Origin of the sequence: Comamonas sp. Tr-654 (assembly GCF_011752915.1) — a bacterium.
In the GTDB taxonomy this organism is placed as follows: Bacteria; Pseudomonadota; Gammaproteobacteria; order Burkholderiales; family Burkholderiaceae_C; genus Comamonas.
Genome location: NZ_VWWQ01000005.1, coordinates 172,518 through 199,145, shown reverse-complemented (window position 1 = coordinate 199,145; position 26,628 = coordinate 172,518). Strand labels below are relative to the sequence as shown.

General features: G+C 61.0%; 28 protein-coding genes. 20 read left to right on the top strand and 8 right to left on the bottom strand.

All coding sequences use genetic code 11. The features are described 5' to 3' along the window. The first annotated feature begins 150 nt into the window (after positions 1–150). The 10 genes from F3J24_RS16615 (at position 151) to F3J24_RS16570 (ending at position 9,059) form a co-directional block, all read left to right on the top strand. Positions 151–1,107 (top strand): tripartite tricarboxylate transporter substrate binding protein, encoded by a 957-nt coding sequence (locus F3J24_RS16615; RefSeq protein ID WP_167008653.1) that lies wholly within the window; start codon positions 151–153, stop codon positions 1,105–1,107. Further along, positions 1,100–1,489 carry a Zn-ribbon domain-containing OB-fold protein gene (locus tag F3J24_RS16610; RefSeq protein ID WP_167008650.1) on the top strand — a complete coding sequence of 130 codons (390 nt, stop codon included), beginning with the start codon at positions 1,100–1,102 and terminating at the stop codon, positions 1,487–1,489. The genes F3J24_RS16615 and F3J24_RS16610 overlap by 8 nt, the downstream gene beginning before the upstream one ends. Next, positions 1,486–2,670: an acetyl-CoA acetyltransferase gene (locus tag F3J24_RS16605; RefSeq protein WP_167008648.1), complete on the top strand. Its 1,185-nt coding sequence runs from the start codon at positions 1,486–1,488 to the stop codon at positions 2,668–2,670. The genes F3J24_RS16610 and F3J24_RS16605 overlap by 4 nt, the downstream gene beginning before the upstream one ends. Then, on the top strand, positions 2,670–3,575 hold the full coding sequence (locus tag F3J24_RS16600) for an SDR family NAD(P)-dependent oxidoreductase (RefSeq protein WP_167008645.1): 906 nt from the start codon (positions 2,670–2,672) through the stop codon (positions 3,573–3,575). Before F3J24_RS16605 ends, F3J24_RS16600 begins: the two co-directional genes overlap by 1 nt. Before the next feature lie 12 nt (positions 3,576–3,587). Beyond that, on the top strand, positions 3,588–4,466 hold the full coding sequence (locus tag F3J24_RS16595; RefSeq protein ID WP_167008642.1) for a MaoC/PaaZ C-terminal domain-containing protein: 879 nt from the start codon (positions 3,588–3,590) through the stop codon (positions 4,464–4,466). Next, positions 4,451–5,134 (top strand): 3-oxoacid CoA-transferase subunit A, encoded by a 684-nt coding sequence (locus tag F3J24_RS16590; RefSeq protein WP_240154350.1) that lies wholly within the window; start codon positions 4,451–4,453, stop codon positions 5,132–5,134. Before F3J24_RS16595 ends, F3J24_RS16590 begins: the two co-directional genes overlap by 16 nt. 2 nt (positions 5,135–5,136) lie before the next feature. Continuing rightward, entirely contained in the window at positions 5,137–5,823 is a 687-nt protein-coding gene (locus F3J24_RS16585; protein WP_167008639.1) for a CoA-transferase, read from the top strand. Then, the gene (locus F3J24_RS16580; RefSeq protein ID WP_167008636.1) at positions 5,820–7,010 is read left to right on the top strand and encodes an acyl-CoA dehydrogenase family protein; all 1,191 of its coding nucleotides are present in this window, start codon (positions 5,820–5,822) and stop codon (positions 7,008–7,010) included. Before F3J24_RS16585 ends, F3J24_RS16580 begins: the two co-directional genes overlap by 4 nt. A gap of 8 nt (positions 7,011–7,018) precedes the next feature. After that, positions 7,019–8,011 carry an acyl-CoA dehydrogenase family protein gene (locus F3J24_RS16575; protein ID WP_167008633.1) on the top strand — a complete coding sequence of 331 codons (993 nt, stop codon included), beginning with the start codon at positions 7,019–7,021 and terminating at the stop codon, positions 8,009–8,011. Positions 8,012–8,072: 61 nt separating this feature from the next. Beyond that, on the top strand, positions 8,073–9,059 hold the full coding sequence (locus F3J24_RS16570; RefSeq protein ID WP_167008630.1) for a tripartite tricarboxylate transporter substrate binding protein: 987 nt from the start codon (positions 8,073–8,075) through the stop codon (positions 9,057–9,059). 11 nt (positions 9,060–9,070) lie between these two features. On the opposite strand, the gene F3J24_RS16565 is transcribed toward F3J24_RS16570, so the two are convergent. Then, complete coding sequence (locus F3J24_RS16565) at positions 9,071–9,988, bottom strand: LysR family transcriptional regulator (RefSeq protein WP_167008627.1); 918 nt, start codon at positions 9,986–9,988, stop codon at positions 9,071–9,073. A gap of 317 nt (positions 9,989–10,305) precedes the next feature. On the opposite strand from F3J24_RS16565, the gene F3J24_RS16560 reads away from it, so the two are divergent. From F3J24_RS16560 to F3J24_RS16550, 3 genes are read left to right on the top strand one after another with little or no spacing between them, the layout of a single operon-like run. Further along, on the top strand, positions 10,306–11,292 hold the full coding sequence (locus tag F3J24_RS16560) for a tripartite tricarboxylate transporter substrate binding protein (RefSeq protein WP_167008624.1): 987 nt from the start codon (positions 10,306–10,308) through the stop codon (positions 11,290–11,292). Continuing rightward, complete coding sequence (locus tag F3J24_RS16555; protein ID WP_167008621.1) at positions 11,289–12,434, top strand: CaiB/BaiF CoA-transferase family protein; 1,146 nt, start codon at positions 11,289–11,291, stop codon at positions 12,432–12,434. Before F3J24_RS16560 ends, F3J24_RS16555 begins: the two co-directional genes overlap by 4 nt. After that, positions 12,431–13,222, top strand: a complete 792-nt coding sequence (locus F3J24_RS16550; RefSeq protein WP_167008618.1) for an enoyl-CoA hydratase — start codon at positions 12,431–12,433, stop codon at positions 13,220–13,222. Before F3J24_RS16555 ends, F3J24_RS16550 begins: the two co-directional genes overlap by 4 nt. 155 nt (positions 13,223–13,377) lie before the next feature. Here F3J24_RS16550 and F3J24_RS16545 read toward each other — a convergent pair whose 3' ends face one another. From F3J24_RS16545 to leuC, 3 genes are read right to left on the bottom strand one after another with little or no spacing between them, the layout of a single operon-like run. Continuing rightward, positions 13,378–14,259 (bottom strand): alpha/beta fold hydrolase, encoded by an 882-nt coding sequence (locus tag F3J24_RS16545; protein WP_205244848.1) that lies wholly within the window; start codon positions 14,257–14,259, stop codon positions 13,378–13,380. Further along, positions 14,259–14,942, bottom strand: a complete 684-nt coding sequence (leuD, locus tag F3J24_RS16540; protein WP_167008612.1) for a 3-isopropylmalate dehydratase small subunit — start codon at positions 14,940–14,942, stop codon at positions 14,259–14,261. The genes F3J24_RS16545 and leuD overlap by 1 nt, the downstream gene beginning before the upstream one ends. Further along, complete coding sequence (gene leuC, locus F3J24_RS16535; protein ID WP_167008609.1) at positions 14,935–16,350, bottom strand: 3-isopropylmalate dehydratase large subunit; 1,416 nt, start codon at positions 16,348–16,350, stop codon at positions 14,935–14,937. Before leuC ends, leuD begins: the two co-directional genes overlap by 8 nt. A 97-nt stretch (positions 16,351–16,447) precedes the next feature. On the opposite strand from leuC, the gene F3J24_RS16530 reads away from it, so the two are divergent. The 3 genes from F3J24_RS16530 (at position 16,448) to F3J24_RS16520 (ending at position 18,566) form a co-directional block, all read left to right on the top strand. Beyond that, positions 16,448–17,368 carry a LysR family transcriptional regulator gene (locus tag F3J24_RS16530; protein WP_167008606.1) on the top strand — a complete coding sequence of 307 codons (921 nt, stop codon included), beginning with the start codon at positions 16,448–16,450 and terminating at the stop codon, positions 17,366–17,368. 206 nt (positions 17,369–17,574) lie between these two features. Next, complete coding sequence (locus F3J24_RS16525) at positions 17,575–18,126, top strand: NUDIX hydrolase (RefSeq protein ID WP_167008602.1); 552 nt, start codon at positions 17,575–17,577, stop codon at positions 18,124–18,126. Between the two features lie 8 nt (positions 18,127–18,134). Continuing rightward, on the top strand, positions 18,135–18,566 hold the full coding sequence (locus F3J24_RS16520; RefSeq protein ID WP_370527736.1) for a GNAT family N-acetyltransferase: 432 nt from the start codon (positions 18,135–18,137) through the stop codon (positions 18,564–18,566). 137 nt (positions 18,567–18,703) lie between these two features. Here the strand turns inward: F3J24_RS16520 and F3J24_RS16515 are convergent, their stop codons facing one another. Both F3J24_RS16515 and F3J24_RS16510 read right to left on the bottom strand, forming a co-directional pair. Further along, entirely contained in the window at positions 18,704–19,678 is a 975-nt protein-coding gene (locus tag F3J24_RS16515; RefSeq protein WP_167008599.1) for a tripartite tricarboxylate transporter substrate binding protein, read from the bottom strand. 473 nt (positions 19,679–20,151) lie between these two features. Continuing rightward, positions 20,152–20,709 carry an ureidoglycolate lyase gene (locus F3J24_RS16510; protein ID WP_167008596.1) on the bottom strand — a complete coding sequence of 186 codons (558 nt, stop codon included), beginning with the start codon at positions 20,707–20,709 and terminating at the stop codon, positions 20,152–20,154. Between the two features lie 193 nt (positions 20,710–20,902). On the opposite strand from F3J24_RS16510, the gene F3J24_RS16505 reads away from it, so the two are divergent. The 3 genes from F3J24_RS16505 (at position 20,903) to F3J24_RS16495 (ending at position 23,972) form a co-directional block, all read left to right on the top strand. Further along, positions 20,903–22,237 (top strand): MFS transporter, encoded by a 1,335-nt coding sequence (locus F3J24_RS16505; RefSeq protein WP_043374135.1) that lies wholly within the window; start codon positions 20,903–20,905, stop codon positions 22,235–22,237. A 123-nt stretch (positions 22,238–22,360) separates the two neighbouring features. Next, positions 22,361–23,080 (top strand): FadR/GntR family transcriptional regulator, encoded by a 720-nt coding sequence (locus F3J24_RS16500; RefSeq protein ID WP_167008593.1) that lies wholly within the window; start codon positions 22,361–22,363, stop codon positions 23,078–23,080. Positions 23,081–23,354: 274 nt separating this feature from the next. Then, entirely contained in the window at positions 23,355–23,972 is a 618-nt protein-coding gene (locus F3J24_RS16495; protein WP_003053183.1) for a flavin reductase family protein, read from the top strand. A 46-nt stretch (positions 23,973–24,018) separates the two neighbouring features. On the opposite strand, the gene F3J24_RS16490 is transcribed toward F3J24_RS16495, so the two are convergent. After that, complete coding sequence (locus tag F3J24_RS16490) at positions 24,019–24,807, bottom strand: hypothetical protein (RefSeq protein ID WP_167008590.1); 789 nt, start codon at positions 24,805–24,807, stop codon at positions 24,019–24,021. Positions 24,808–24,986: 179 nt separating this feature from the next. On the opposite strand from F3J24_RS16490, the gene F3J24_RS16485 reads away from it, so the two are divergent. After that, positions 24,987–26,009 (top strand): GlxA family transcriptional regulator, encoded by a 1,023-nt coding sequence (locus F3J24_RS16485; RefSeq protein WP_167008587.1) that lies wholly within the window; start codon positions 24,987–24,989, stop codon positions 26,007–26,009. Positions 26,010–26,057: 48 nt separating this feature from the next. Here F3J24_RS16485 and F3J24_RS16480 read toward each other — a convergent pair whose 3' ends face one another. Continuing rightward, the gene (locus F3J24_RS16480; RefSeq protein WP_167008585.1) at positions 26,058–26,528 is read right to left on the bottom strand and encodes a helix-turn-helix domain-containing protein; all 471 of its coding nucleotides are present in this window, start codon (positions 26,526–26,528) and stop codon (positions 26,058–26,060) included. Positions 26,529–26,628: the final 100 nt, after the last annotated feature.

Here is a 26,628-nt window from a genome sequence, read left to right as displayed (position 1 = left end):
AATGAATGCGGCCTCACAGAATTTGTTGCAACGGTCCTTCGTGATCGCCTCAGCGAACCGGCGCCAGTCCGGTGCTTGAGCGCTGTGCGCATGGTGTGGCAATTGCACTGTTTCGCCAAGTGGGCAGCTTCCACATAACTTGGAGACAACATGAAAAGAGCTTTGTTTCTGGCCTGCACGCTGGTGGCGGGCGCAGGCGCCTGGGCAGAGGCGGACTATCCCGCGAAGCCCGTCACTCTGGTGGTGGCCTATGCGCCTGGCGGCATGACGGACATTCTCACGCGCCGCGTCGCAAAGGATCTGCAAGTCGCCATGGGACAGCCCTTTATCGTGGAGAACCGGGCCGGTGCGACGGGGCAGATCGCCACGGAATACGTGTCGCGACGTGCTGCGGACGGCTACACCATCCTGGTCGGTGCCACCAGTCACGTGATCAACCCGGCTCTCAAGAAGTCGCTGCCCTACGATGCACGCAAGGCTTTCGATCCCATCGCTCTCTTTGCGGTGAGCCCGAATCTGGTGCTGGTCAATTCGAAGCTGGGCATCAAGTCCTTCGATCAGCTCAAGCAGGCTGCCGCCGAGCGCAAAACGCTTCCCTTTGGCACGGCGGGGGCGGGAGGCTCTCCGCATATCGTTGGTGAAGTGCTTGCCAGGAAGAGTGGGTTGCCGCTGGTGCATGTGGCATACAAGGGGGCTGGGCCCGCCATGGCCGATCTGGTGTCCGGGCAGGTGCCGTTCGGAATTTCCGAATCCGTGACCGCAGACGCCTACCTGAAGGATGAGCGCATTGCCGCTCTGGCCGTGGCCTCGGCACAGCGAAGCAGGCAATACCCCCAGGTGCCGACCCTGAGCGAGCTCGGATACAAGGGCATCGACCTGAGCACCTGGGTGGGGGTCTACGCACCGGCCGGAACCCCTCGGCCGATTCTGCAAAAGCTCAATGAGCAGATTCGCAAGGCGATCGCCAATCCCGACACCGCCGCCTACATCCAGTCGACAGGGTCCGAGCCGGGTGATCTGGACCTGAAAGGCTATGCCTCGTTTGTGAATTCGGAGTTCGACAAATGGGCACGCGTCATCAAGGAAGCGAATGTCAAGGATGACTAAGTCGACATCGGCGCCGTCGCATGAATCGCCCGAGGCGCGCTTTCTGCAGGAGCTGGCGACGGGCGTTCCGAAAGTGCAGGAATGCCAAGCCTGCGGACTGCATTTCTTCCAGCCTCGCACCCATTGCCCGTCCTGCAAGGGCGGGGTCTATCGATGGGTGGAGATGGATCTGCTCGGAACCATCTATTCGTACTCCACGATTCCTGCCAAGGGCGAGCAGCCTTCGTACAACGTGGTGCTCGTGGACATGGATGAAGGGTTTCGCATGATGTCGACCTGCCCGGGAATGCAGCTTCAGGCTGACTGCATAGGGGCCAGGGTTCAGGCCAGTGTGGATACCGACAGCCAGCCCACGCGGCTGGTGTTCGTGGAGGCGCAATGACCGCTCGCATTGATGATTGGGACGATGCGCTGCGTGGCTGCATCGCCATTACCGGCTGCGCCACTTACGGCATTGGTGATGCCGGTGGCCAGACGGATCTGGAAGTGTGTGCCCATGCCATTCATGGCGCAATTGCCGATGCAGGGCTTTCCTGCGACGAGATCGATGGCTTCATGAGCGCCGGGCTGAGTTCTTCCATGTGGGTGGTCAAGCTCGCGGAATATGTCGGCATTCGCCCGCGGTTTTCCGACAGCACACAGATCGGAGGGGCCGCCTTTGTGGCGCATCTGCAGATTGCGGCCGCAGCGATCAGAGCCGGTCTGTGCAGCAATATCGTGATTGCCTACGGTGCCACGCCTCGGGGTGGAAAGAGTGTCTCGGCCACATCGCCGGCGCGCGCTGCCATGGACCCCCATCCGTTCGAGGATCCGTTCAGGCCATTCAATCCGCCCACGAGCTATGCGCTGGCGGCCATGCGGCACATGCACCAGTACGGAACGACGCGCGAGCAATTGGCTGCGGTGGCCGTGTCCGCCCGGCAATGGGCGAATCTCAATCCCGAGGCTTTCCGTAAGGGCGAACTCAGTATCGAGGATGTGCTCGGGGCCAAGCAGGTGTCTTCGCCCTTCACGGTGCATGACTGCTGTCTCGTCACGGACGGAGCCGGCGCCATTGTGGTCCGGGCGGCCGATGCCGCCAGCGACGGCCCGGCAGACCCGGTTTATGTGCTGGGCACGGCCGTGGCGCATTACCACCGCCAGATCTCATGCATGGCCGATCTGACGGTGACAGCCGCAAGAGAGACCGGAAGGTCTGCCCTGGCACGTGCGGGAGTGTCCCGCAGCGAGATCGATGTGCTGCAGCTCTACGACGCCTTCACCATCAACCCGGTTCTTTTTCTGGAAGACCTTGGCTTCTGTGAGAAAGGCGAGGGCGGTGCCTTTGTGGCGGACGGGCGCATTGCTCCCGGCGGTGCGCTGCCGGTGAATACCAACGGCGGTGGCCTGTCCTGCGTGCATCCCGGCATGTACAGCATGTTCGCATTGATCGAGGCCGTGCGGCAGCTGCGAGGCGCATGCGGCCCACGTCAGGTGACGGGAGCGGAGATCGCGCTGGTTCATGGCAACGGCGGCGTGTTGAGCGCACAGGCAACCACCATTCTTTCAAAGGAGAGGCAGTGATGTTGAACGGGAAAACGGCGCTTGTCACAGGCGCGGGCGCAGGTATTGGAAAAGCCATAGCGGTACATCTGGCAGGCTTGGGGGCCAATGTGGTCGTCAACGATCTGAGCGTCTCCATCGACGGGAAGGAGCGGCAGGGCAATGCCGCCACAGTGGCGGCCGGGGAGATCAACGCGCAAGGCGGGCGCGCGGTTGCCAATACGGATTCGGTGGCTGATTACGAAGGTGCGCAGCGCATGGTCCAGCAGGCGCTGGATACCTTTGGCGGCATAGACATTGTGGTGAACAACGCCGGAATTGTTCGGGACAAGATGTTCCATCGCCTGACCCCCGAAGATTTCGATGCTGTGGTCAAGGTGCATCTGTACGGCTCTTTCAACGTGAGCCGGGCCGCGGTGGATCACTTCCGTGAGCAGGGCAGCGGCAGCTATATCCATATGACGTCCAATTCCGCCGTGATCGGAAATCGTGGACAGGCGAACTACTGCGCTGCCAAGCTTGGCATCGTCGGGATGTCGAAGGCCATGGCACTGGATCTGCGACAGAGCAATATTCGCTCCAACTGCATTGCGCCCCTGGCCTGGAGCCGGATGACCGAGACGATCCCGGCGAAGAATGAGCAGCAGGCCAGGCATATCGAAAAAATCCGTCGCATGGGGCCGGAAACCATCGCGCCGCTGGTTGCCTTTCTGGGCTCGGACGCTGCGGCCAATGTTTCAGGGCAGGTGTTTGCGATCCGGTTGAACGAGATTTTCCTGATGTCGCAATCGCGCCCCGTTCGCTCTGTTCACCGTTCCGATGGCTGGACTGCGGAAACGATTGCAGACCATGGAATGGCGGCGCTCAAGGGCTCCTTCATGCCTCTGGATACCTCTGCAGAGGTCTTTGCCTGGGATCCTGTCTGAAAGAGGTGCTCCATGGCTCTCGACTATCTGCAACTGAAGGCCTTGAAGCTTCCTGTGGTGAGGGATTCGTATGGTCGCGACAGATGCATTCTCTACGCCCTGAGCGTGGGAGCGGGTCTCGGCGACAAGGCCCCGTTGAATGATGAGCTGGCGCTGTTGTACGAGGAACAGCTCCAGACTCTGCCTGCCATGGCTTGCGTTGTCGGCTATGCAGGTTTCTGGATGCGGGACGCGAGATATGGGCTGAACTGGAGACGGATTGTCCATGGCGAGCAGCGTCTGCAGATCAAAAAGGCCTTGCCGGTGGAGGCCACGCTGTACGGATCGACCCACGTCCTCAGTGTTTCCGACAGGGGTGAAGGCAAGGGCGCTGTGGTCGTGATGGCGCGTGAGCTCCGGGATGAGGCTGGTGATTTGGTGGCCTGCGTAGAACAGACCAATTTCTGCCGAGGGGATGGAGGCTACTCGGCAGGAAATTCGCAGCGGTCCGATCCATTGCCCGAGCCCGTAGAGCGAGCTCCGCAGAGAAGCTGCGACCTGGAGATCAGGCTCCCGACCGCCAGAAATCAGGCTGCCATCTACCGCTTGAATGGCGACCGGAATCCTCTGCATGTGGATGCCCGGGCGGCGCGCGATGCGGGATTTTCAGCTCCAATTTTGCATGGTGCAGCAACCGTGGGGATGGTGAACCGGGCATTGCGCTGCGTGCAGCCCGAGTCGAGCCGGGAAGTGCTTTCGGATTTCCGGGTGCGATTCTCCGGCGTCTTTTATCCAGGGGACACGATGAGGGTGCAGTTGTGGGCTGACGGCGACCAGGCCGCGTTCCGCTGCATCTCGGAAAACAGTGGATCCGAGATTGCGTACGGTAAGGCGCAATGGGAGCGACAGTGATGCATGCCTTCAGGAACAAGCAGACCGATATTTCGGCCGCCATTGGGGATATACGCTCGGGCGCATCGATTTTTGTCGGTGGCTTCGGGGGATCGGGAATCCCGGCCGAGCTGTTGAGGGCTCTGTGCGAGGACACGGACGTGGGCGATCTCACCCTCATCAATAACAACGCCGGCGCCGGCGATCCGAACTTTCTGCGTCTTGTCGACGCCAGCCGTGTGCGCCGCATTCTGTGCTCTTACCCGCGCATGCCGGGATCGGAGACGATCCGGCGCCAGGTGGAGGCCGGGAAGCTGACCGTGGAGGTCATGCCACAGGGCACTTTCGTCGAGCGCATGCGCGCCGCAGGCGCTGGCCTGGGGCCATTCTTTACGCCGACGGGTTACGGAACGGCGTTCGCCAGGGACAAGGAGTGCCGCGTGATCGATGGCAGGGGATATGTGCTGGAACAGCCGCTGCATGCCGACTTTGCGTTTGTCAAAGCTTGCACTGCGGACTATTCGGGAAATCTGGTCTATCGCTATGCGCAGCGGAACTTCGGTCCGGTCATGTGCATGGCGGCCGGCGTCACCATCGTGGAGGTGGAGTCCCTGGTTCCCGTGGGCGAGCTGGATCCGGTAGACGTTGTCACGCCGGGGATTCTGGTCGACAGACTGGTGAGGATATGAGCATGCAGACTCTTTCACGAAGCGAGCTGGCGGATCTGGTTGCGCATGACTTGCCCAGGTGTTCCGCGGTCAATCTGGGTATCGGCATGCCCACCCTGGTGGCGCGTCATCTGCGCGCCGATTCAGGTGTGTTGCTTCACAGCGAGAACGGGATTCTGGGAATGCGGGGCCTGGAGGCGCAGGAAGAGGGGGATCCGGATCTGATCAATGCCAGCAAGGAGTTTGTGCATCTGATTCCGGGAGCCTCGATCTTTGATCATGCGCTGTCGTTCTCGATCATGCGTGGCGGTCATCTCGATGTCACCGTGCTGGGGGCCTTCGAAGTGGCTGCCAACGGCGATCTGGCCAACTGGTCGCTGGGCGAGGACGACCCCTTGCCGTCGGTCGGCGGCGCCATGGATCTGGCACAGGGGGCACGCGCGGTCTGGGTGATGATGGACTCGTGCACCCGCGACGGGACATCCAGGCTGCGCGAACGCTGCCGCTTGCCATTGACAGGTCAGGCCGTCGTGAATCGCGTGTACACCGAAATGGGCGTTTTTGAAATTGTCGAGAACGCTTTTCACCCGATTGCATTGGTACGCGGCATCGATGAGGCGGAAGTCAGGCGGAGGGTGGATGGCCGCTTGCGATGGAATGCGCACGCCAAGGTGCTGGATGCAGGAAAGTCCGAGGAAAGACTCGCATGACGAATCACATTGCTGCCGGGATTCGGGACAGCAGCTCCGAAGTATTCCTGCATGACGCAGGGGAGTGGCTGGAGCGCACGATGCTGCGTTTGCGCCAGAGGTTTGCTGTCTGGGAGTTTCCGCATCCGGAATGCCGCAGACACTGGAACGAGGAGCTTTGCCGGGCCAATCTCGTCGCTTTGACATGGCCGCGAGAATATGGCGGCCGGGCCCTGGATACGCAAACGCTGATCCGCTTCCATGAGATGTGCGCGGTGCTTCGGGCTCCGCAGCCGCTGAACAGCATCGCGCATTCGATTCTGGCTCCGACGCTGCTGCAGTTCGGCACGGACGATCAGAAGCGCAGGTTTCTGGAGGGCATCCGTCTGGGCACGGAGATATGGTGTCAAGGTTACTCGGAGCCGTCTGCGGGCTCGGATCTTGCGTCGGTTGCATCCCGAGCCAGGATTGAAGGCGGGCGCTGGATCGTCAATGGACACAAGATCTGGACGACGCAGGCGCATGCGGCGCACTGGTGTTTTGCGCTGCTCAGAACCCAGGCCGATGCGATGGCGCACAAGGGTCTGAGCTTTATGCTCATCGACATGAAGGCTGCTGGCGTGCGCGTGCAGCCGATCCGGCAGATTACGGGCGAAGCCGACTACAACGAGTGCTTCTTCGAGGATGTGGAGGTCCCATTGACGGACCTGGTCGGAGAGGAGGGCGATGGCTGGCGGATTGCCATGGCTGCCGCCGAATATGAGCGGGGAATCTACTTTCTTCCTCGTGTCATCCAGCTGCAAGCCGAGCTGGATGAAGTCCTGGAACTGTCCGCGCGCCAGACTCTGGCAGAGGCTCCGCGAACGCAGCTGTCAGCGCGTCTGGCAGGCTTGAGCGACACCTGTGCCGTGATACGGATGCGGGTGGACGCCATTCTGGAGCGTGTTGCGAAGGGAAAGACTCCGGGGGTCGATGGCACCGTGCTCAAGCTGCTGTGGAGCGAGGCCCGTCAGTCGGTCATGGAAATTCGCATGGAGCTGCTTGGCGAAATGGCGGCGATTGGGCCAGCTGCTGCCGAGCGCTTTCCCATGGCCGCTGGCGCTGCACGCGAGTTCCTGTGGTCTCGCGCGGAAACCATTGTGGCCGGAACATCGGAAGTGCAGAGAAACATCATTGCAGAGCGCATCCTGGGTCTGCCTAAGGGCTAGGGCATCACATGAATTCCGACAATACCGACAATGAATTTGCTCCCGCCTTCGAGCGCTTGCTGGCCGAATGTCACCCGGTCCGTCTGGCCCGTGTTGCGCTTGCTGATGATGGCCAGCTGAGTGCAGCCGCGCGTCAGGCATGGACGGAGCTGGCGCAAGGCGGCTGGCTGGATCTCGGTCGAGAGGAGATGTCCGAGGCCATGGGGGGAGAGCTGTTGCAGCTGGGAGAGATCGCAGGCAGATATCTGCTGTGTCTGCCTTTTGCCTTCGGTGCCTTTGTCGTCAAGCCGTTGCAGGATGCAGACCCGGATGCCATGTCCAGGGTTCTGGGGGGCTCATGGGATCAACGGCTGCCGGTCGCCGGCCGTGTCGATATCGGTGAGATGGAGGCCTGTGCTCCGATGGATTACTTTGGTGACGGCATCGGCTACCTTCGGTTCCGCGTACTGGATGGCGCTGTTCTTGCACGGCGGCTTGCCAGCCGGCAGTCCTGCGTGCAAGGGCTTGATGCGGGAGTTCCCGTCGCGATGCCGGTCAATGATTCTGCATCCGGGCATGCAGAGTATCGGCTGACGCTTGCAACGGAGCAGGTGAAGAACATTCTCAGGGCGTATCTGGTCTTCAGCTACGGGCAGATGATTGGTGCCGCAGCTGCATCTCTAGACCTGGCGATTGCCTATGCCAAGGAAAGAATTCAGTTCCGCAAACGCATCGGCGAGTTTCAGGCCGTCAAGCATTCGCTCGCCAATGCCTGGGTCGGCATCGACAACGCACGGTATGCCGCGCGCGATCTGGCTCGCAGTCACGATGCGAGCGCTTTCGTGGCCAAGGCGCAACGACTGGATCGTCTTGCTGCCAGTGCGGCCAAGCTGGCAACGAGGGTCTCCCTGCAGGTGCATGGAGCGATCGGATTTGCCTGGGAGCACGATGCACATCTGTATCTCAAGCGGGTATACCGCGATGCGGCATACCTCTCGAGACTCGTGAATCGCATGCACTGATACCAGTCCATTTCGCCGCGCCTGAACCTGGCGTCATCAACTCTAGTCTGGAGACCGTCTCATGAAGCTCATTTCTCGGCGCCATGCTGTTCATGCCATGTTTGCTTGCGTCATGCCTGCGGTGGCGGTGGCACAGGATGCGCAGGCATATCCGCATCAGCCCATTACCCTGGTGGTTCCATTTGCTGCCGGTGGAATGACTGATATCTTGGCCCGGCAGCTCGGCAAGACGCTGCAGCAGGAATGGCAGAAGCCGGTCGTCGTTGACAACAGGCTGGGCGCCGGAGGTATTGTCGGAGCCGATAGAGTGGCCAAGTCTCGCGCGGACGGATATACGCTATTGATCACCACCACGGCACATGTCGTCAACCCGGCGATCAACAAGAAGCTGCCATATGACACTGTCAAGGATTTCCAGCCCGTAGCGATGCTGGCACGTACCCCGAACGTGCTTGTCGTGAATCCAGCCAATCCGGCAAGGAATTTGAAGGAACTGCTGGAGCAAGCCCGGCGCAAAGGCGGCGTATCTTATGGATCCTCAGGGACCGGTGGGACGACACATTTGTCAGGAGAGCTGCTGGCAAGCAGGACCGGTGCGCCATTGCTTCACGTTCCCTACAAAGGCACGGCGTTGGCGATCAACGATCTCATCGGTGGCCAGATCGATGCCTCATTCGTGGATGCTCTGTCAGCGGTTCAGTTCATTCGCTCGGGGACGCTTCGTCCTATCGCCGTGAGTACCAGGGAGCGCAGCGCAGCGCTTTCCGATGTGCCCACAATTGCCGAGCAAGGCGTGCCCGGCTACGAAACCGAGATCTTCATCGGCCTGTATGCGCCTGCAGGCACACCGCCCGCGATCGTCCAGCAGCTCAACGAACTGGCCCGACGCTCGATGGCCGAGCCTGGATTCAAAGCGATGCTGCTGGATCGTGGAACTACCAACGCGGGAATGTCCGCGCCAGAGTTCAAGTCCTATGTGGGCGCGGAACTCTCCAAATGGCAGGCCATCGTCACGACAGCGAAGATACAGCCAGATCCGGCGCACTGAGTGCGGCACTTTCAAGGGCTCTGCCTGCGCCTTGCTCGCGTTTGCAGATGTACTTGCAGCGCATCCATGAAGGCAGTGGCGGCGATCGAGGGTTTGAGGCCGCGGCGCGTCAGCAAGGACAGTTCATGGGGATAGGACTTTTTGTCGTAGATCTCCATGACCTTCAGTCCCAGGTCTTGTGCAAACTCCCTGGCATAGCTGGGGATCAAGGTCACGCCCAGATTGGCCTTCACCAGCCTGAGCGAGGTTGCCAAGGTGCCCGCCTGTATCGTTGAACGCAGCTCAAGCCCCTGAGCCTTGAGAATTCTGTCGATGGTCTTTCTCGTGCTGTACACGCTGCGCAGCGTGATATGGGGGTAGTCCGAAGCTTCGCCCCAGGTGATCCTCTTCTTCGCCGCCAATGGATGGGAAGGTGTACAGGCCAGGCACAGCAGCTCCGCGCAAACCACCTTGGACTCCAGTTGCGGATCGTGCTCGGCAATGGATACCAGTCCGAAATCGCATCGTCCGGTTCGGACATAGTCCACGGATTCATCCGTGGTCAGTTCATGCAGGTCGATGTGGACATGGGGGTGATCGCGTGCGAACGCCTCGATGACGGGCGCCAGAAGTCCGGACATCATCATGGGCGATGCAGCGATGCTGAGGTTGCCCTGGTCCAGCGTGCGAAGTGCCGACAGACGCCGGCCGGCCAGCCGCATGGTGTTGAGCACTTCCTGCGCATATTCATAGAGCTCTGCCGCTCCGTCGCACGGGGTGACACGACGCGTGGTGCGCTCGAAAAGCGGCAGCCCGATCTCGGACTCCAGCTCCGCACAGAGTTTGCTCACTGCCGATTGCGTCATGTGCATGTCGTCGGCAGCCGAGGTGAAGCTGCGGCGCTCATAGACTGCACAGAAAACGCGCAACTGGCGCAAAGTCACGTTCATTCTCATGGGGATCTCGCTGGACAAGGTGGCTCCGGACAGAGTACTGGCCGATAGCGGAGGCGATGCCGCATACCCGATGCGGTGCCGAGGCGGCTGCAACCTGCCTGCATTATGACCAGCTTGCCCAAAGCGCTGCGTGCTGGTTTGCCGCCCGCTGCGCTGCAGCATGGGTGAACTTGCTGACGCTCGGGGGAGGGCTTCGCCACTCATTCTGAACAGGAATCTTTTGATGAAAATTAGTCGATTGTTGAATGAGTCTCCACGGCTGATCATTGCCTCAGCGCTTCCAAGACGGAGCGATTTTTGGAGGTAACACCTTGAGCATTCATGCAACCGGCCGCGCAAGCCGACGCCTAGGGGCCGTCGCAGCCTTCTGTCTGGCCGTATTGAGCCTGGCTGCACCGGCGCAGGCCGATAGCTATCCGGGCAAGCAGATCAAGATCGTCGTCCCGTTCACCGCGGGCAGTGCCACGGACACGGCAGGTCGTGTGCTGGCGCATGGCCTATCCGCCCGGCTGGGCGTGCCCGTGGTCATCGATAACAAGGCAGGAGCAGGCGGCACCATCGGTTCGGCAAGCGTTGCGGCAGCCGCACCTGATGGATACACGCTGGTGCTGACCAGCAGCTCGACCCATTCGGCCGCAGGCGCCTTGATTGCCAAGGTGCCTTATGACGGCACTGAAGACTTTGTTCATATCACCAGGATTGCCTCCATCCCGATGATGCTGGTGGCGCGGCTCGGCCTGAAGGTCGACAGCGTAGCCGCATTGCAGGAGCTGTCGAAGCAGCAGCCTCTGAGCTATGCCTACGGTTCCGCGGCCGCCCGAATCGCCGCAGCAACCTTCAATACGCTGGCAGGCGTGAAGGCACTGGGCGTACCCTACAAAAGTCAGCCTCCAGCGGTGACCGATCTGCTTGGTGGACAGGTGGACTTTCTTTTCGCCGATCTCTCTGTCGTGAAGTCCTTTGTACAGAGCGAGCGACTCAGAGGGCTTGCGGTGTCGGCGCCAGGGCGCCTCAAGGAGTTTCCGAATGTCCCGACGCTGCCCGAGTTGGGCTATCGAAACTTCGACCTGGTCGTCTGGGTCGGGCTCGCTGCGCCCAAAGGAACGCCAGCCGGCGTGATTGAGAAGCTGGCAGCCGAGGCCAACGAGGTTTTGCGCGACCCGCTCACCGTGAGCAAGTTGTCGGCAGCAGGGATGAGCGTGTCGCCCAACTCCCTGGATGAACATCGCAAGTTCGCTGCCGAACAAAAGCAGGTCTGGATGAAGCGTGCCGAGGCCGCTGGAGTCAAGCCGGAATGAGCGCAGTACCAATGAATGGCCCCCTCAGTGGTCTGCGGGTGCTTGACCTCACTTCGGTCATCATGGGGCCGGTCTGCACGCAGATTCTCGCAGGGTATGGCGCGGAAGTGGTCAAGGTGGAGCCTCCGGAGGGCGACATCATGCGCCATGCGGGCGCCAAGCTGGAGCCGGGCATGGGTGCCATGTTCCTGCACGCCAACCGAAACAAGCGCTCGGTCGTGGTCGATCTGAAATCCGTCGAAGGACAACAGTGGATCCGCAGCGCCATTCCGAAGTTTGACGTGTTCGTGCATAACATCCGCGCTGCAGCCATCGCAAGAATCGAGCTGGATTACGAAAGCGTGCGCTTGCTGCACCCCGATATCGTCTACGCGGAGCTGACTGGCTACGGCGCATCCGGGCCTTACGCAGATCGCCCTGCCTTCGATGATGTGATTCAAGCAGAGTCCGGCCTGGCTTCCTTGTTTGCACGGCAGATGGGCACGGAGCCAGGCTATCTGCCTGGCCTGATTGCCGACCGGATGACGGGGATTACGGCGGCTCACCAGATTCTGGCGGCACTGATGCGGCGAGAGCGAACCGGGCAGGGCGGCTACCTCAACGTGGCGATGTTCGAGACGATGGCGGAGTTCGTGCTGTCCGATCACATGGGGCAGCGCACCTTCGATCTTTCAACGGGGCAGACCGGCTACAGCCGCCTGCTGACTCCGCATCGCAAGCCTTACCGGACGGCCGACGGACATATCGCCGTGATTGTCTACAACGACAAGCATTGGAAGAGCTTCTTCGAGGTCATCGGTGAGCCGCAGCGCTATCACCTGGATGAGTGCTTCAACTCGGCCGCGACAAGAGCCGAGCATTACGACACGATCTACCGCTTTGTCTCCGAGGTTCTCGCATCCAGGACGACCGAGCAGTGGCTGCAAATACTCGGCGCTGCGGAAATTCCCTGTGCCCGGGTCAATAGCGTCGAAGATCTGTTTGACGATGAGCATCTGCGCAGCACGGGTTTTTTTCAGCTCAATGCCAGAGACGGGCAGCCCGAGTGGGCGGCGAGCATGTCTGCCGGTGTTCGTGGCGGGTTGGCGCCAAGGGCGGGGCAGCACACGGACGAATACCTTTCCAAATCATCGACACCATGAATCCTGATCAATCACTTTGCAATCCGGCCGAGGCCGCCACCATCGAGATTTCGGCAGACGGCATAGCCACTGTTCAGTTTGCCGCAGGTGGGCCCTTGAACATCATCAGCAGCTCGACCGCGCTCTCGCTGGCGGCTCAGCTGCGCGCGCTGGCCGGCAACGATGCGGTGCGCGTCGTAGTCTTCAAGGGGGCTGGCACGAAGACATTTGTCGGGGGGGCAGACATCAGGGAGTTGGCGGCGCTTACGCCGCAGTCCGCGCGCCGGTTTATCGCAGCCCTGTCGGAAATGTGCGAGGCAGCACGGGATCTTCCCGTGCCCAGCATTTGCGCCCTGCAGGGATGGTGCATCGGTGTCGGGCTGGAGTTCGCGGCCTCCTGCGATCTGCGTATCGCTGCGGATGACACCCGGTTTGTGATGCCCGAGGTGAAAATCGGCATCCCTTCAGTCATTCAGGGCGCATTCTTGAGTCGTCTGATAGGGGAGGGGCATGCGCGCTGGCTCATGCTGACCGGGGAGGCGATCGATGCGCAGAAGGCGCAAGCCTGGGGGCTGGTCAGCGACGTGGTGCCAAGGCCTGAGCTGGAGGCCGCAGCCCAAGCGCTGGCAGCAGGTCTGGCCGGGTTGTCCGCCAGCGGCATGCGAGCTCAGAAAAGAGTGCTGCGCACCGGTGAGGCGCCGCATCTGGACGGCAGCATACGCCACAGCATTGAAATCTTCGGCGCTGCCTATGAATCGGCCGATCCCGCGAACTTGATGGGGGAGTTCCTGTCCAGGAAGGCCCGCTAGTCGGCTCTGTCACCAAGTCGCAGGCGGCGTGGGTGTGTTGATCGCATGTGGCGCGCAAGCTAGAGGGCTGAGAGGAAAGTGAGGCCTATGGCATACCTGGAATGCCGCGGCGGCGGTATTGCCTGGTCTGTTGCGAGCCTCTCTTCAATGTTGGCTCATCTGGTGGCGAAGAAGTCCAGCATCTCTTCCAATAAATGTGCAGGCTGTTCTTCGGCGATGTAGTGCCCGCAGTCGAGCGCTTTTCCCGTGACTTCGGCTGTAGCCTTGCGCCACAGGTTCAGCACCGGAAAGCAGCGGCCAACCGCGCCTTCCGCGCCCCAGAGCACTCTCAGTGGCACCATCACCTTTTGTCCCTTGGCCCGATCCGCGCGGTCGTGCTCCAGGTCGATGCCTGCGGAAGCTCTGTAGTCCGCGCAGATGGATGCAGCGGTACCCTGGATGGCAATGCAGCGCAGGTACTCCTGCAGTGCTTCAGGCGCAAAGGCACCAAGCCCGGCGTGGCGTCGGCCCATCACGTCCCGGATGTACGCGCAAGGGTCCGCTTCGATAAGTCTCTCAGGCAGTGGTGCAGGTTGGATAAGAAAGAACCAGTGCCAGTAAGCCCTGGCGAACGCTTCACCTGTCTGCTCATACATGTCGAGCGTTGGCGCAATGTCCAGCAGCATCGCACGCTGGACACGGCCTGGATGGTCGAGCAGCAGCCGGTGGGCCACGCGGGCGCCCCGGTCATGCGCAGCGATGTGAAACTGTGCAAAGCCCAGCGTGGACATCAGCTCCACCATATCTGCCGCCATCGTGCGCTTGCTGTAGGCGTGGCTTTCGGGGCCCGCATCGGGTCTTGCAGAATCGCCATAGCCTCGCAGGTCTGCGCAAACCACAGTGAATCTTTCGGCAAGAGCAGGCGCCACCCGGTGCCACATGACGTGGGTCTGCGGATGTCCATGCAGCAGCAGCAAAGCAGGCCCGGAGCCTCCTACGCGGCAGCGAAGTACCGTGCCGTTGACCGGTACATCTTGTGCAGTGAAGCCTTCAAACATCATGCGACCCCCCCAAAGTGGGCAATGCCCTGCGCTCGCGGAGTATGGCCCAGCTGCCGGCGAGTGTGCGAGGCCACGTTTTTCATCCAGGGATGGGCTTCCCAGTGACGGTGCGCAAATTGTTCGATCTGGGCTTGGTAGGTCAGAGACATGCCAATGAGGTCCCGGCGCTCCAGTTGCATGCGGTGGTGCCGCTCAGACAGCGTAAAGAATGCATCCACATTGCAGCTTCTGACTCGAAGCGTCTCAAGGTCAATATGGATGTGCGAGGTCTCCGGGCTGTCGGCATCGGCCATGAGTCTGGTGATTTCCTCTTCCGGGAGCATCACCAGCAGCAACTGGTTGTTCATCGCGTTGGAGTAGAAGATTTCCCCGAAGCTGGGGGCGACGACTGCCTGTATGCCGTATTGCTGCAATCCCCAGACCGCGTGCTCACGGCTTGAGCCGCAGCCAAAGTTCGCGCCTGCCACCAATACTTCGACGTCTGCGCGTTCAGGCCTGTTGAGCACAAAGTCTGAGCGCTTGCGGCCCTCGGCATCAAACCGCAGGTCGTACAGCAGGCCTTTGTCGAGCCCGGCCTTGTCGATGCCGTGCAGGAACTGCTTGGGCATGATCTGGTCGGTGTCCAGATTCTCGATGGCCAAGGGCGCCATCTTTCCGGACAGAATGTGTTGCTCACGCATGATGGGTCTCCAGACGTCGAACGTCGGTAATCGTGCCAGTGACGGCTGCGGCTGCCGCCATGGCAGGGCTCATGAGGTGGGTGATGGCGCCGCGCCCCTGTCTTCCCTCGAAGTTGCGATTGGTCGTTGACGCACAGCGGACGCCGTCCGCCAGGATGTCTCCGTTCATGGCCAGGCACATCGAGCATCCCGGCTCCCGCCATTCGAAGCCTGCATCCATGAGCAGGCTTGCAATACCTTCGGCTTCGGCCTGCTGCTTGACCGCGCCGGAGCCCGGTACCACCATGGCACGCACTCCCTTGGCAACGCGGCGGCCGCGCACCACTTCCGCGACGGCACGCAGGTCTTCGATGCGAGCGTTGGTGCATGAACCGATGAAGACATGCTGGATGGCTGTGCCTTCAAGGGGGGCGCCTGCTGCCAGGCCGGTATAGCGCAGCGCTTGCTCCGTACTGCGGCGCATTGTCGCGGAGGTCTGCGTAGCCGGGTCGGGAATCGCGCCGCCAATCGGTATCACCTGGTCAGGGCTGGTGCCCCAGGTCACATGGGGTGCTGCATCGCTTGCTTCGAAGCGATGTTCGATATGGAACTCCGCACCTTCATCGCTGTGCAGGGTTTCCCAATGTTGAAGCGCTGCGTCGCGCGCAACACCGTGCAAGTCCGTTGCACGCTCAAGCACATACTTGGCCGCCTTCCGGTCTGGCGCAATCAGAGCGCCGCGAGCTCCGGCTTCGACCGCCATGTTGCAGACGGTGAAGCGTGACTCGATAGACATCGCTTCGAACGCCGTGCCGCAGAACTCGATGACGTGGCCTCGGGCCCCTTGGGCCCCGATATGCCCAATGACCATGAGGATAAGGTCTTTGGCGGTCGTGCCTAGAGGCAGCACGCCGTCGACTCGAATGCGCATGTCCTTGGCCAGCCGGTAGACAAGCGTCTGCGTCGCCAGCACATGCTCGACTTCCGAGGTGCCGATGCCGAAGCCCAAGGCGCCCAACGCGCCATAGGTGGTGGTGTGCGAGTCCCCGCAGATCACGACCATGCCCGGGCGGATCATGCCGTGCTCAGGCGCCACAACATGTTCGATTCCCTGCAGGGCATCCTGGGTGTCGAAGAGCGGGATGTCATGTTGCTCGCAATTCTTGCGCAGGTTGCTGGCCTGCAGCGCTGGCGCAGCGTCTCGGATGACCCGGATCGTGCCTGGCTCCGTCGGAATGACATGGCTTACAACGGCCACATTTTGGCCTGGCATGAGCACCCGGCGCCCGTGCTCATCCAGGCCTGCGAAGGCTTGAGGGCTGGTGTACTCATTCATCAGATGCAGGTCGCAGAACAGCAAGACGTTCTGCTCGTCGAGCTGGGCGACGGTATGTGCGTCGACCAACTTGCGATAAAGGGTGCGATTCATGTGCGCGCTCTATGTCGTGGAGTGCTGGCAGTTTCACAGGTGAGTCAGAAGCATACAATATCTGCGAAGGAATCGCTTTCGGTCGCTGGAGTTATCAATGGATGGATTTTCAGACCTTGCCTTTTTTGCCATGCTCAGCAAGGAAGGCAGCATGCGAGGCGCTGCTCAGCAACTGGGTGTCACAGGCCCTGCGGTCAGCAAACGGCTTGCGGGACTTGAAGCCAGGCTGGGCGCACGCCTCATGCAACGGACTACTCGCCGCATGAGCCTCACACCCGAAGGGGAGCGATACCTGGTGGAAGGGGGGCGTCTTCTGACCGAGCTGGGCGCCCTTGAACGAGCCATCGGCGGTGTGGCAGCCGTTCCGCAAGGACTGATACGTGTCAACGCCAGCTTCGGCTTCGGTCGCAAGCACATCGCACCAGCCCTGGGAGTGTTTGCACGCCGTTTCCCGGAGGTCGAAGTGCAGCTCCACTTGAGTGACCGTCCTGCCAACCTCATCGAAGACAACTTCGATGTGGTCATCCGGCTGGGCGATATGCCGGACTCACGCTGGACGGCCAGGGTATTGGCACGCAACCGGCGGGTGCTCTGCGCTTCTCCGCTGTATTTGAAGGAGGCTGGAGAGCCGTCCACTCCGCAGGAATTGGCCCGGCACGCCTGCCTTTTCATCCGTGAGGGCGATGAGGCATTCGGCACCTGGCATTTGCGCAGCGGTTCACAGGCAGAGACTGTCAAGGTCCGGGGCCCTCTGAGTGCGAACGACGGGGAGTCGGCATCCGCATGGGCCATGGCCGGGCACGGCATTCTGATGCGATCGGAGTGGGAGGTAGGGGCCCGCATTCGGGAAGGGCTCCTCAAGGTGGTCTTGCCCGAGTGGCGACTGCCTCCGGCTGATGTGTATGTCCAGTTCCATGGCGGAGCCCATCTGCCCGCCAAAACCAAGGCGCTGGTTGATCATCTGGTTGAGGTGTTTGCGCCCCAACGCCCGCCAGGCAGAGCAGATGCAACTTGGTGATGCCTGTGCCGGGCCTGCTAACGCGAATTGGCAACTGACACATGATCTACATGCGCTTGAGTCTTTGGGCGAAGTCGTGCGTGTTCGGTCGTGCCTTCACGCCCTCGCGCAATTGCAGCAAGCGCAGGTGGTGCAGATCGGGATCAAGAGCCAGCCTGTTTAGGCATTCACAATAAAGGCAGGTAACCCCTGCTCGGAGACAAATTATGGTCATAAGCAAGTGGAGGCCTGCAGCATCCATCAAAGTCAAAGCGCTTGGGCTTCACTGGCGAGAAGGCAAGTTATTGGCTGTGGAGGTATTGGATGATCAGGGGCAACTGAAGGGTGTTCGTCCTCTTGGGGGCAGCATCGAATTCGGTGAGACATGGCACTCAGCGCTGATACGTGAATTCAAAGAAGAACTGAACGTTGATGTTCAAATAATGGGTTCCCCACTCGTCATGGAGAACCTATATACCCATGAAGGGGAGCTCGGCCACGAAGTACTTTTCATTTGTGAAGTGCTGTTCGATATCGAAATTTTTAAGAGCCAGAGCAGCATTGAATTTCAAGAAGACAGTGGAATGCAATGCGTTGCAAGATGGTTTGATCTGGCTGAGCTCGACCTGCCTGAGGGGCCCGCGCTTTTCCCTGTGGGGCTCAAGAGCGTTCTTCAAGAAAAGTATGATTGCCGATCAAGAGCTGCCACCAGGGGACCAGGTGCTGCACTCTCTTTGAGTCCTGGAAATAGACCGTGTTCTGACCTCTCACCGTCATAAATTTCCCCTTGAACGAATGCTTGAAAATGGAAGTCCGCACACCGCATATCCGTAGATATTCAACTACTGATTTAGACAGTGCATTTCAGCTCCTGACCTCCAATGGTTGGTCTCACCGCATTCCGGATCATCTATTTCTTGAACGCCTCATCTCTGCATCTCAACGAGTAGCTGTAGCTGTTTCAAAGGACAAGGTGATCGGATTTGCTCGCGCCATCACCGACGGGCTATCCAATGGCTACCTGTCAATGGTTGTGGTCACTCCGGAATGGCGAGGCCAGGGAATTGGCAAGAGCTTGGTGAAGGAGGTCGTGAGCGACGATGCGGGCATCACTTGGATGCTCAGAGCCTCGCGCTCTCAGGCTCCGGAGTTTTTTGAAAAGCTTGGGTTTGCGTTGTCATCCGATGCGATGGAGCGCGTTCGCAAACGCACAAGCTAGAAGTTGGCGTCAAAGATGGCGATCGGTCGATCTGCGACGGCATTAGGGTGGTGGCCGACATCCCGTTCTATTGGACCGATGACCGCTACCACCTTTACCAGCCATTGGGCTTTCCCTTCGACCGCCAGAGGCCGTCGTCAGTTGACCTGCATCTGGGCCTTACGTGCCACGTCACCCAGTCGTTTGTATTCGGACTGTGTCAGCGCTTCGAAGCCTTGGGCTGTAGAACCCTTGGGGGTGAAACCGGCCTGCACCAGCTTGTCCTTGACGGCGGGATCGCTCAGGGCCTGATTGATGGCAGTATTGAGTTTAGCTGTGATTGCTGGATCTAGCTTGGCTGGGCCATATACGCCGAACCATGGATCGACTGCGTAGCCTTTGAGGCCGCTCTCCGCGATTGTCGGCACATTGGGCAACGATGGACTGCGCTCGCTACCAGCCACGGCCAGTGCTTTGAGCTTGCCTGCGTGGATGTGTGGCAGGGAAGCGGGCAGGTTATCGAACATGGCGGGCAGGTGGCCACCAAGCATGTCGGTAATACCCGGTACGCTGCCTTTATAGGGCACATGGACGGTATCCAGGCCTGTCATTTGCGCGAACATCACGCCAGCCAGGTGCATGCTGGTTCCGGCGCCGGCAGTACCGTACTGAAAGCCTGGGTTCGCTTTGATGTAGGCGATGAACTCCTGCACATTGTTTGCTGGGAAGCTCTTGGCTACTTCCAGCACGATGGTAGAGTAGCCCAGCATGGAGACTGCAGTGAAGTCCTTGCGGGGATCAAACGCCATCGATTTGTAGATGTGCGGGTTGAGCGCATTGGTGGAAATGGCTCCGAAACCGATCGTGTAACCGTCGGGCTTGGACTTGGCCACGACATCCATGCCGATATTGCCTCCGGCCCCAGGCTTGTTCTCGATCACCACCGCCTGGCCCAGCGTGCGTGCCATGTGTTCACCTACGACTCGCGCTACAAGATCGGTGGTTCCACCAGCCAGATACGGAACAACAAAAGTAATTGGCTTTTGCGGGAAAGCAGATTCCGCGTGGACGGTTGCCATAGTGGTGAGCGTACTTACGGCGGCAATGGAAGCAAGTATCTGTCGACGGTTCACGGGGTCTCCTTGATAGTTCTATTGAGTAGCGTTTGAAGTCGATATCCGGAATCTGCTTGAAGCAGGGCTCTTGGAACCCGTTAACGCCCGAAGCAGATCGAGAGGCAGTGTATTTCTTCAATACAGTCAGTGGGTGCTCAATCTGGCTGCTGCTGACCAAGGGCTGGGGGCAGGTGCGAATACACCTCCATGCAGCGCTGCCTCCGACAGCGTGTTCCCGCCGATCTGACTTTCTGTACCTGTTATGACTGACCAGTCCGGTGGTAGTGGCGGCTGCGTTTGGCTGGGAGCCATCGGTCACCCCTTGGCCTGGCGGCCTGCTGCAATTTGTCTGAAGTGACTCAACTCCCAGATGCCAATGGCAGCTAATGCGGGTCTGGCAGACCCACTAGAAGTCGACACGGCCCCACTACCGGCCCTGATCCATGCACGCACACATATGCATCGTGATTGCGCCTTCAAACTCCGGGGCTTTAGCTGGCGTTCGGCAACTCCAGCAATACGCCGCTGCCGTCGCCAATGGGCACCACATCGCAGTTGTGGCCGGGACCGCCGCGATCCACAACGATAAAACGTGCAGAGGCCTTTAGGGCGATCAGGGAGTGATGCCAGACGCCGCGGTGGTAGTTCACCCCCTGGCGGCCATTGGTCACGAAGGCCTGCAGGTTGCCCGGTTGCACGCTATCGCCCGCAGCCGCAACAACGACGATGAACGGGGTCTCCTGCAAGGGCACGAAGGCCTGGCTGCCCAGCGGGTGCCGTTCCATCTCCTCCAGCCGCAGCGGTAGTTCGTAAGGCAGAGCGTGGAACAGGTTGATCAGCGCATGGCCTTCGACGCCGCCTGTGTCCACCTGCGCCAGTGCGTGGTAGCGCTCGGTCATGCCATGGTTGATCTGTATGGGGGCATGTCCCGCGCTTTCGATCACATCACCAAAGCGGGCAAAGGCTTCGGCAGTCAGGGGCTGAATGCTAAGGCGGTGGAGGACAGGGGCGCCGCCGGAGGCGGGCGTGGTTGCCAGGACAGTGGTCATAAAAGGTTGTTTTTTGGGTTGGTCTAACTGGTAATACCAGTATGTTTTGCCAAAGTGGCTTTGTCAAATCGCAATTCGAAAGATTGGCTAGGGTAATTGCGAGTGCGTAATGTCTTGATCTTGATTATGGTTGCGATCGTTAATTCATACCGGTAATACCAGTTGCGAAAACCACCGCCAACAAGGATCCAAGATGTCATCCCTTTCCTCCACCCCTGACGCCGCCGCGCCGGCGGCAACGCTGGCCGGCGAAACCGCCGCAGAAGCCGCGGTCTACCGCAAGGTCGCCTGGCGCCTGCTGCCCTTCATCATGGCCTGCTATGTGGCGGCCTATCTGGACCGTGTCAATGTGGGCTTTGCCAAGCTGCATATGCTGGCGGATCTGCAGTTCAGCGAGGCCATGTACGGCCTCGGTGCAGGATTGTTCTTCATCGGCTACTTCTTCTTCGAAGTGCCGAGCAACATGCTCATGCACCGCATAGGCGCCAAGGCCACGATTGCCCGCATCATGATCATGTGGAGCCTGATCTCGGCAGCCATGATGTTCGTGACCACACCCACGCAGTTCTATGTGCTGCGCTTTCTACTGGGAGCGGCCGAGGCGGGCTTCTACCCCGGCATGATCCTGTACATGACCTACTGGTTTCCGTCGTACCGACGCGCACGCATGGTGGCGCTGTTCATGTGCGCGATTCCGGTCTCTGGCATTCTGGGTGGGCCGCTGTCGGGCGGCATCATGGAGTTGATGCAGGGTGTGGCCGGTCTGCGCGGCTGGCAGTGGCTGTTCCTGATCGAGGCCGTGCCCTCGCTGCTGCTGGGCTTGGCCGTGCTCTGGTACCTGGACAACAACATCCGCAGCGCAAACTGGCTCAGTGAATCGGAAAAGACGCTGCTCGAGCGCAACATCGCCCGCGAGAACGCCAGCAAGGCCGACAGCCATATGACGCTGCGCGCGCTTTTCGCCGATCCGCGCATCATCAAGATGGCCATGATTTGCTTTTGCACGGTGATGGGCCAGTACGGCCTGACTTTCTGGCTGCCTTCGCTGATCCGTCAGTCGGGCGTGGAAGGCGCTTTCCAGATCGGCCTGCTGACGGCGGTACCGTTCTCGGTGGCCGTAGTGTCCATGAACCTGGTGAGCCGTAGCTCGGACCGCATGCGCGAGCGCCGCTGGCATCTGATCGTGCCGTTCTGCGTGGGGGCGCTGGGGCTGACGCTGTCAGCTGTTTTCAGCGGCAATGTCTATTTGTCCCTGGCGGCGCTGGCGCTGGCTGCGGGCGGCAGCCTTGCAACTTCGCCGCTGTTCTGGAGCCTGCCCACGGCCATCCTGTCCAGCGCAGGGGCGGCGGCCGGCATTGCGCTGATCAACTCCTTCGCCAATCTGGCTGGCTTCATCAGCCCCTACATGATCGGCCTGATCAAGGATGCGACTCAGAGCACCAATGCGGCCATGTTCGTGCTGGCCGGCGTGCTGCTGTTCGGCGCCTTTCTGACCTATACCGTGCCGGCTAAGCTGGTCAACAAATAGCCTCGCATCGCGGCAGGCACTGCCTGGAAGCACTGCCGTAGTGCAGTCGGGAGCACTACCGGGGGCGGTGTTCGAGGCGGGATGTGCGCGCAGTCGTTAAGATGGCGCGCAACCCCTTTTGCGATGAACGATTACCTCCGAATGGAACCCTCTGTCTCCTCCAATGTCGCCGTTGCCAGCCAGGCCGCCCGCTTGATCCGGGACTGGATCGAAGCCGGCACCTATCCGGTGGGCTCACTTCTGCCCTCGCAGCGCGATCTATCGGAGCAGCTGGGCATCAGCCGGACGTCATTGCGCGAGGCCCTGTCCACGCTTCAGGGGCTGGGGCTGGTCGTAGCGAGGCCCGGTAAAGGCATGTATGTGACCGAGGCACCCGAGGCGTCAGCCGGCGAAGCCTGGCGCTTTGCCGATTCGCATGCGCTCACCGATGTTTATCAGTTGCGCTTCGCGTTGGAAGGGTTTGCGGCGCGCCTTGCGGCCCTGGTGGTGCAGCCTGAGGACCTGACGCTTTTGCAGGCCAATCTGCAGGGCATGCAGCAATGCATAGATGCCTCGGACTTCCTGCAGGCCAGCCACCTGGATTTCGATTTCCACATGCAGATTGCCACCATCTCCGGCAATCACGCGATTGCAGACGTGCTGCGCGGCAGCGGCGAAGTCATGCAGGAGAGCCAGCGGCTGCCGTTCTACAAGCGTGGTGCGCGCCATGCAACCTGCGAGGAGCATGCGGCCATCATCGACGGTCTGGCCCAGGGCCGGCCGGAGCTGGCACAGCAGGCCATGGCAGCGCATATCGTGCAGGCTGCCCAGCGCGCTGGCGTGCACTTTCCAACTGGTCTGTAGTCAAAGAAAGTTGGCTGTAGCTTCGTAGACTGCCATTTGCAGTTGCGGGAGCGACTGGTTGCTCGGGGCAGGCGCTGGTCTCCAGATTCAAAGGACGGTTTTTTGCGCAAAAACAGGCGCTCATCGGCGAGCACATCACCAGTGCGAGGCGGCTATAGCGACGGGATGGGCCCCCCAGCAGCCTGAACTCCTTCAGCGCGCCGTTAGACTTGCACTATCGCCCAAGAATGCAGTTGGGCACTTCCCGACAGGCCAGACGCCAGAACCACCAGCGATGAAAACTGACTCGCATACCTATGAGCCCCGCAAAGGGCACGGACTGCCGCACGATCCCTTTAACGCCATCGTCGGCCCGCGACCCATAGGATGGATTTCGAGCAAGGGCGCGAGCGGGCAGGTCAATCTGGCACCCTACAGCTTCTTTAACGCCTTCAACTACGTCCCTCCCATCATCGGCTTCTCCAGCATCGGCTGGAAAGACACGGTGCGCAATATCCAGGAGACTGGCGAGTTCGCGTGGAATCTGGCCACGCGTGAGCTGGCCGATGCCATGAACCAGACCTGTGCAGCCGTACCTGCGGAGGTGAACGAGTTCGAGCTGGCAGGGCTGGAAGCCGTGGATTCGGAGCTGATACGGGTGCCAAGAGTGGCACAGAGCCCGGTGAGCTTCGAATGCCGATTGACCGACATCCACCAGTTGCGTACGGCCAGCCATGAGTCGATTCCGTCCTGGCTCGTGCTTGGAGAGGTGGTGAAGGTCTACATCGATCGTCGGCTGCTCAAGGACGGTGTGTTCGACACGGCCAGTTCCGGGGTGATTCTGCGCGCGGGGGGGCCAGCAGACTATTTCTCGATTGGCGATGAGCAGAAGTTCCGCATGTATCGTCCCTAGTGGCGCTGGCAGCGCCGAGAGCACTGGCAAGCCTGGCGTCGCTCGCTCAATCCTCATTTGGTATCAGCGTCCCCCATACCGGCAGGTGTGCGCCCGGCGGTGCCGGGCCGTCATAGGCAGGCTGCACCTCAATCGCGGGCTTGCCAGCCTGGCAGTCGATGAAGCCCCATTGACTGGGGCGGTAGCGGGCCTCGGGGCCATCGGGGGCTCCGACCAGAAACTCGGCCTGGATGTCATAGTCGATCAAGGGCACATGCAGGCTGGCGATATCGCCCTTGCGGCATTCCAGATAAGGTCGCTTAGGGTCGATGACCCAGTCACCATACCCCTGCTTGGCATTGGGATCGAAGTGGAACACCGGGCCGAGGCGCTGGTCGCGGGCCAGCTCCACCGTGTGGTTGCCGATGGCGCTGACCCAGGCGCCCGCGATCTGCACCGGCTGCGCAAAGCGCGCCGCGCTCAGTCCTCGCAGACCTAGCGGGCGTTGGCGCTCGCCGTTGTCAAAAGCGTCGTAGCGATTGATCAAGGTGCCTTTGGGGAAGAGCTGCTCGCCATAGCGGAAGTCCTCGGGCAGCACAAAGCGCTGTCGGCTCTCGCGATAGTGGGCCCGCAGCGTCACGGCCTCTTCAATCTGCACCAGCTTGCGCGCCAGCACCAGGCCCCAGAGATCGCCGACCAGGGCCAGTATCGCCACCACCACGACAGGCCAGCACCAGAACGGCGGGCGCTCGGAGGCGGGTGTGCGCCTATGGCGCCGCCACCAGAACAGCCCGCGCAGCAGCAGCCACAGGCTCAGGCCGGCTGCCACCAGGGGGGCGAGCAGCAGCAACAGCATGGGCAGTGTGAAAAGTGGTCCGGGAATCATGGGTAGACACAGGGGTAGAAGCCCCGGACTTTAGCAGTGGATGAGGCGGCCGGACCGAGGTGCCGAGAGGGCTTGCGTATAGTCGAGGCTTGTGCGCTGCAAGTGCCTGCAGTGCTGGTTGTATATGCTCGAACTGCTCTGATTTTTGTATGGAACACCATCACGCTGGCGCCCACCGCGTCGATCTGGTTGTCTACCCCGGCTTCAAGGCGCTGGAAGCCATCGGTCCCATGTCCGTGTTTGACTATGCCAATGTGCATCTGCGTCACAAAGGCCTTGCTGACGGATATATGGTGCGGGTGGTGGCGTCACAGGCCGGTCTGGTGCCCTCGGACACCTTGATGGGCTTGCAGGCCAGTCACACCCTGGCACAGGTCGAGGCCGAAGGCACGGGGTGCACGGTGCTGCTGGTGGGGGCGCGCCATATCGAGCAGGTGCTGGCGGCCTCGCCCGAGCTGGTGGACTGGGTGGCGCGGGTGGCGCCAGGGGTCGGGCGCATGATTGCGCTGTGCAGCGGCAGCTTTTTCCTAGCAGCAGCCGGTCTGCTCGATGACCGTCGCGCGGCTACGCACTGGAGTGTGGCCGGGGCGCTTGCCCAGCGTTATCCGCGGGTGCGAGTGGATGCCGATGCGATCTATGTGTGCGACGAAATCAAGGACAGCGACGGCATGCGCCAGCTCTGGACTTCGGCCGGCGTCACTGCCGGCATCGATCTGGCGCTGGCGGTGGTGGAGCATGACTTTGGCCATGCGCTGGCGCTGCAGGTGGCGCGCGATCTGGTCATGTATCTCAAGCGCCCCGGCGGTCAGTCGCAGTTCAGCGTATCCCTGGCCGCACAAGCCACGCAGCACAGCGCCGTGCGGGCCGCCCAGCAGTGGGTGCTGGAGCATCTGGACCAGCCCATGCCGCTGGCGCTGCTGGCGGACAAGGCGGCGATGAGCGAGCGCAACTTTCGCCGCGTCTTTCAGCAGGAGACTGGCTGCAGCCCCAGCAGCTTTGTGGAAAACGCCCGCCTGGAGCGGGCCAAGCAGTTGCTGGAGAATCTGGGCTCTCTGCCGCTCAAGACCGTGGCCGCCAAGGTTGGCCTCGGCTCCGAGCAGGCGCTGCGGCATCTGTTCGTGCGCAAGCTGGGCATCACGCCCGTGGCCTATCGGGAGCGGTTCGGAGACTGATGCGCCTGCGGCATCCGCCCGGCAGTCGCCACTCTTTCGGCCGACCGATCAGAACAGAGGGCTCTTGAAGAAATCCAGAGCAGCCTTGGCGGCCGCAAAATTGCGCTCGATCTGCGCCTGCTGCTCATCGTGGTTCACGGTTTCGAGGGCAGGCTCGGCGACGGGTTTCGCCTTCTTTGGCATGGCATCTCTTTTCCTGTCGAGGCCGGGCGCCTCCGCGCGATATACGGGTGCCAGTGCTGGCATCTTGGCCCGCGTTGCAGCCGGGCTGAGCAGCCGGGTCAGATCCAGCGCAGGGTTGAGCTGCCACAGGCAGGACACATAGGTTGCCATGGCCACAGAGGGGTCGCCGCGTTCTATGCGTGCCATGGTCGGTTGGGAGATGCCGAGCTTGGCTGCCCACTGTGCCTGTGTTTCGCCCCGTTGCTTGCGCTGCGCCACGATGCCTTGGGCAAGTTCTTCGATCTGTGCCAGGATGGCTGGCGGAAAGTCTGCGGGACTGGTGTTCTGGCGGGGCATTGCGCAATGGTATTTCGATTTGGCGCTCGAAATGAGCAAAACCGGGTGCTGGCCTGTAATCGATGACCAGCGGCAACGGCGTTCGGGGCGGGCGCACCGC

Coding starts and splice junctions, on each gene's coding strand:
- F3J24_RS16490 (WP_167008590.1), bottom strand. CDS start 24,807: ATGCTGTTGCTGCTGCTCGCCCCCCTGGTGGCAGCCGGCCTGAGCCTG.
- F3J24_RS16550 (WP_167008618.1), top strand. CDS start 12,431: ATGAATCCTGATCAATCACTTTGCAATCCGGCCGAGGCCGCCACCATC.
- F3J24_RS16610 (WP_167008650.1), top strand. CDS start 1,100: ATGACTAAGTCGACATCGGCGCCGTCGCATGAATCGCCCGAGGCGCGC.
- F3J24_RS16585 (WP_167008639.1), top strand. CDS start 5,137: ATGCAGACTCTTTCACGAAGCGAGCTGGCGGATCTGGTTGCGCATGAC.
- F3J24_RS16545 (WP_205244848.1), bottom strand. CDS start 14,259: ATGTTTGAAGGCTTCACTGCACAAGATGTACCGGTCAACGGCACGGTA.
- F3J24_RS16605 (WP_167008648.1), top strand. CDS start 1,486: ATGACCGCTCGCATTGATGATTGGGACGATGCGCTGCGTGGCTGCATC.
- F3J24_RS16525 (WP_167008602.1), top strand. CDS start 17,575: ATGGTCATAAGCAAGTGGAGGCCTGCAGCATCCATCAAAGTCAAAGCG.
- F3J24_RS16505 (WP_043374135.1), top strand. CDS start 20,903: ATGTCATCCCTTTCCTCCACCCCTGACGCCGCCGCGCCGGCGGCAACG.
- F3J24_RS16575 (WP_167008633.1), top strand. CDS start 7,019: ATGAATTCCGACAATACCGACAATGAATTTGCTCCCGCCTTCGAGCGC.
- F3J24_RS16600 (WP_167008645.1), top strand. CDS start 2,670: ATGTTGAACGGGAAAACGGCGCTTGTCACAGGCGCGGGCGCAGGTATT.
- F3J24_RS16500 (WP_167008593.1), top strand. CDS start 22,361: ATGAACGATTACCTCCGAATGGAACCCTCTGTCTCCTCCAATGTCGCC.
- F3J24_RS16590 (WP_240154350.1), top strand. CDS start 4,451: ATGGGAGCGACAGTGATGCATGCCTTCAGGAACAAGCAGACCGATATT.
- F3J24_RS16595 (WP_167008642.1), top strand. CDS start 3,588: ATGGCTCTCGACTATCTGCAACTGAAGGCCTTGAAGCTTCCTGTGGTG.
- F3J24_RS16480 (WP_167008585.1), bottom strand. CDS start 26,528: ATGCCCCGCCAGAACACCAGTCCCGCAGACTTTCCGCCAGCCATCCTG.
- F3J24_RS16510 (WP_167008596.1), bottom strand. CDS start 20,709: ATGACCACTGTCCTGGCAACCACGCCCGCCTCCGGCGGCGCCCCTGTC.
- F3J24_RS16495 (WP_003053183.1), top strand. CDS start 23,355: ATGAAAACTGACTCGCATACCTATGAGCCCCGCAAAGGGCACGGACTG.
- F3J24_RS16565 (WP_167008627.1), bottom strand. CDS start 9,988: ATGAACGTGACTTTGCGCCAGTTGCGCGTTTTCTGTGCAGTCTATGAG.
- leuD (WP_167008612.1), bottom strand. CDS start 14,942: ATGCGTGAGCAACACATTCTGTCCGGAAAGATGGCGCCCTTGGCCATC.
- F3J24_RS16615 (WP_167008653.1), top strand. CDS start 151: ATGAAAAGAGCTTTGTTTCTGGCCTGCACGCTGGTGGCGGGCGCAGGC.
- F3J24_RS16485 (WP_167008587.1), top strand. CDS start 24,987: ATGGAACACCATCACGCTGGCGCCCACCGCGTCGATCTGGTTGTCTAC.
- F3J24_RS16555 (WP_167008621.1), top strand. CDS start 11,289: ATGAGCGCAGTACCAATGAATGGCCCCCTCAGTGGTCTGCGGGTGCTT.
- F3J24_RS16530 (WP_167008606.1), top strand. CDS start 16,448: ATGGATGGATTTTCAGACCTTGCCTTTTTTGCCATGCTCAGCAAGGAA.
- leuC (WP_167008609.1), bottom strand. CDS start 16,350: ATGAATCGCACCCTTTATCGCAAGTTGGTCGACGCACATACCGTCGCC.
- F3J24_RS16580 (WP_167008636.1), top strand. CDS start 5,820: ATGACGAATCACATTGCTGCCGGGATTCGGGACAGCAGCTCCGAAGTA.
- F3J24_RS16570 (WP_167008630.1), top strand. CDS start 8,073: ATGAAGCTCATTTCTCGGCGCCATGCTGTTCATGCCATGTTTGCTTGC.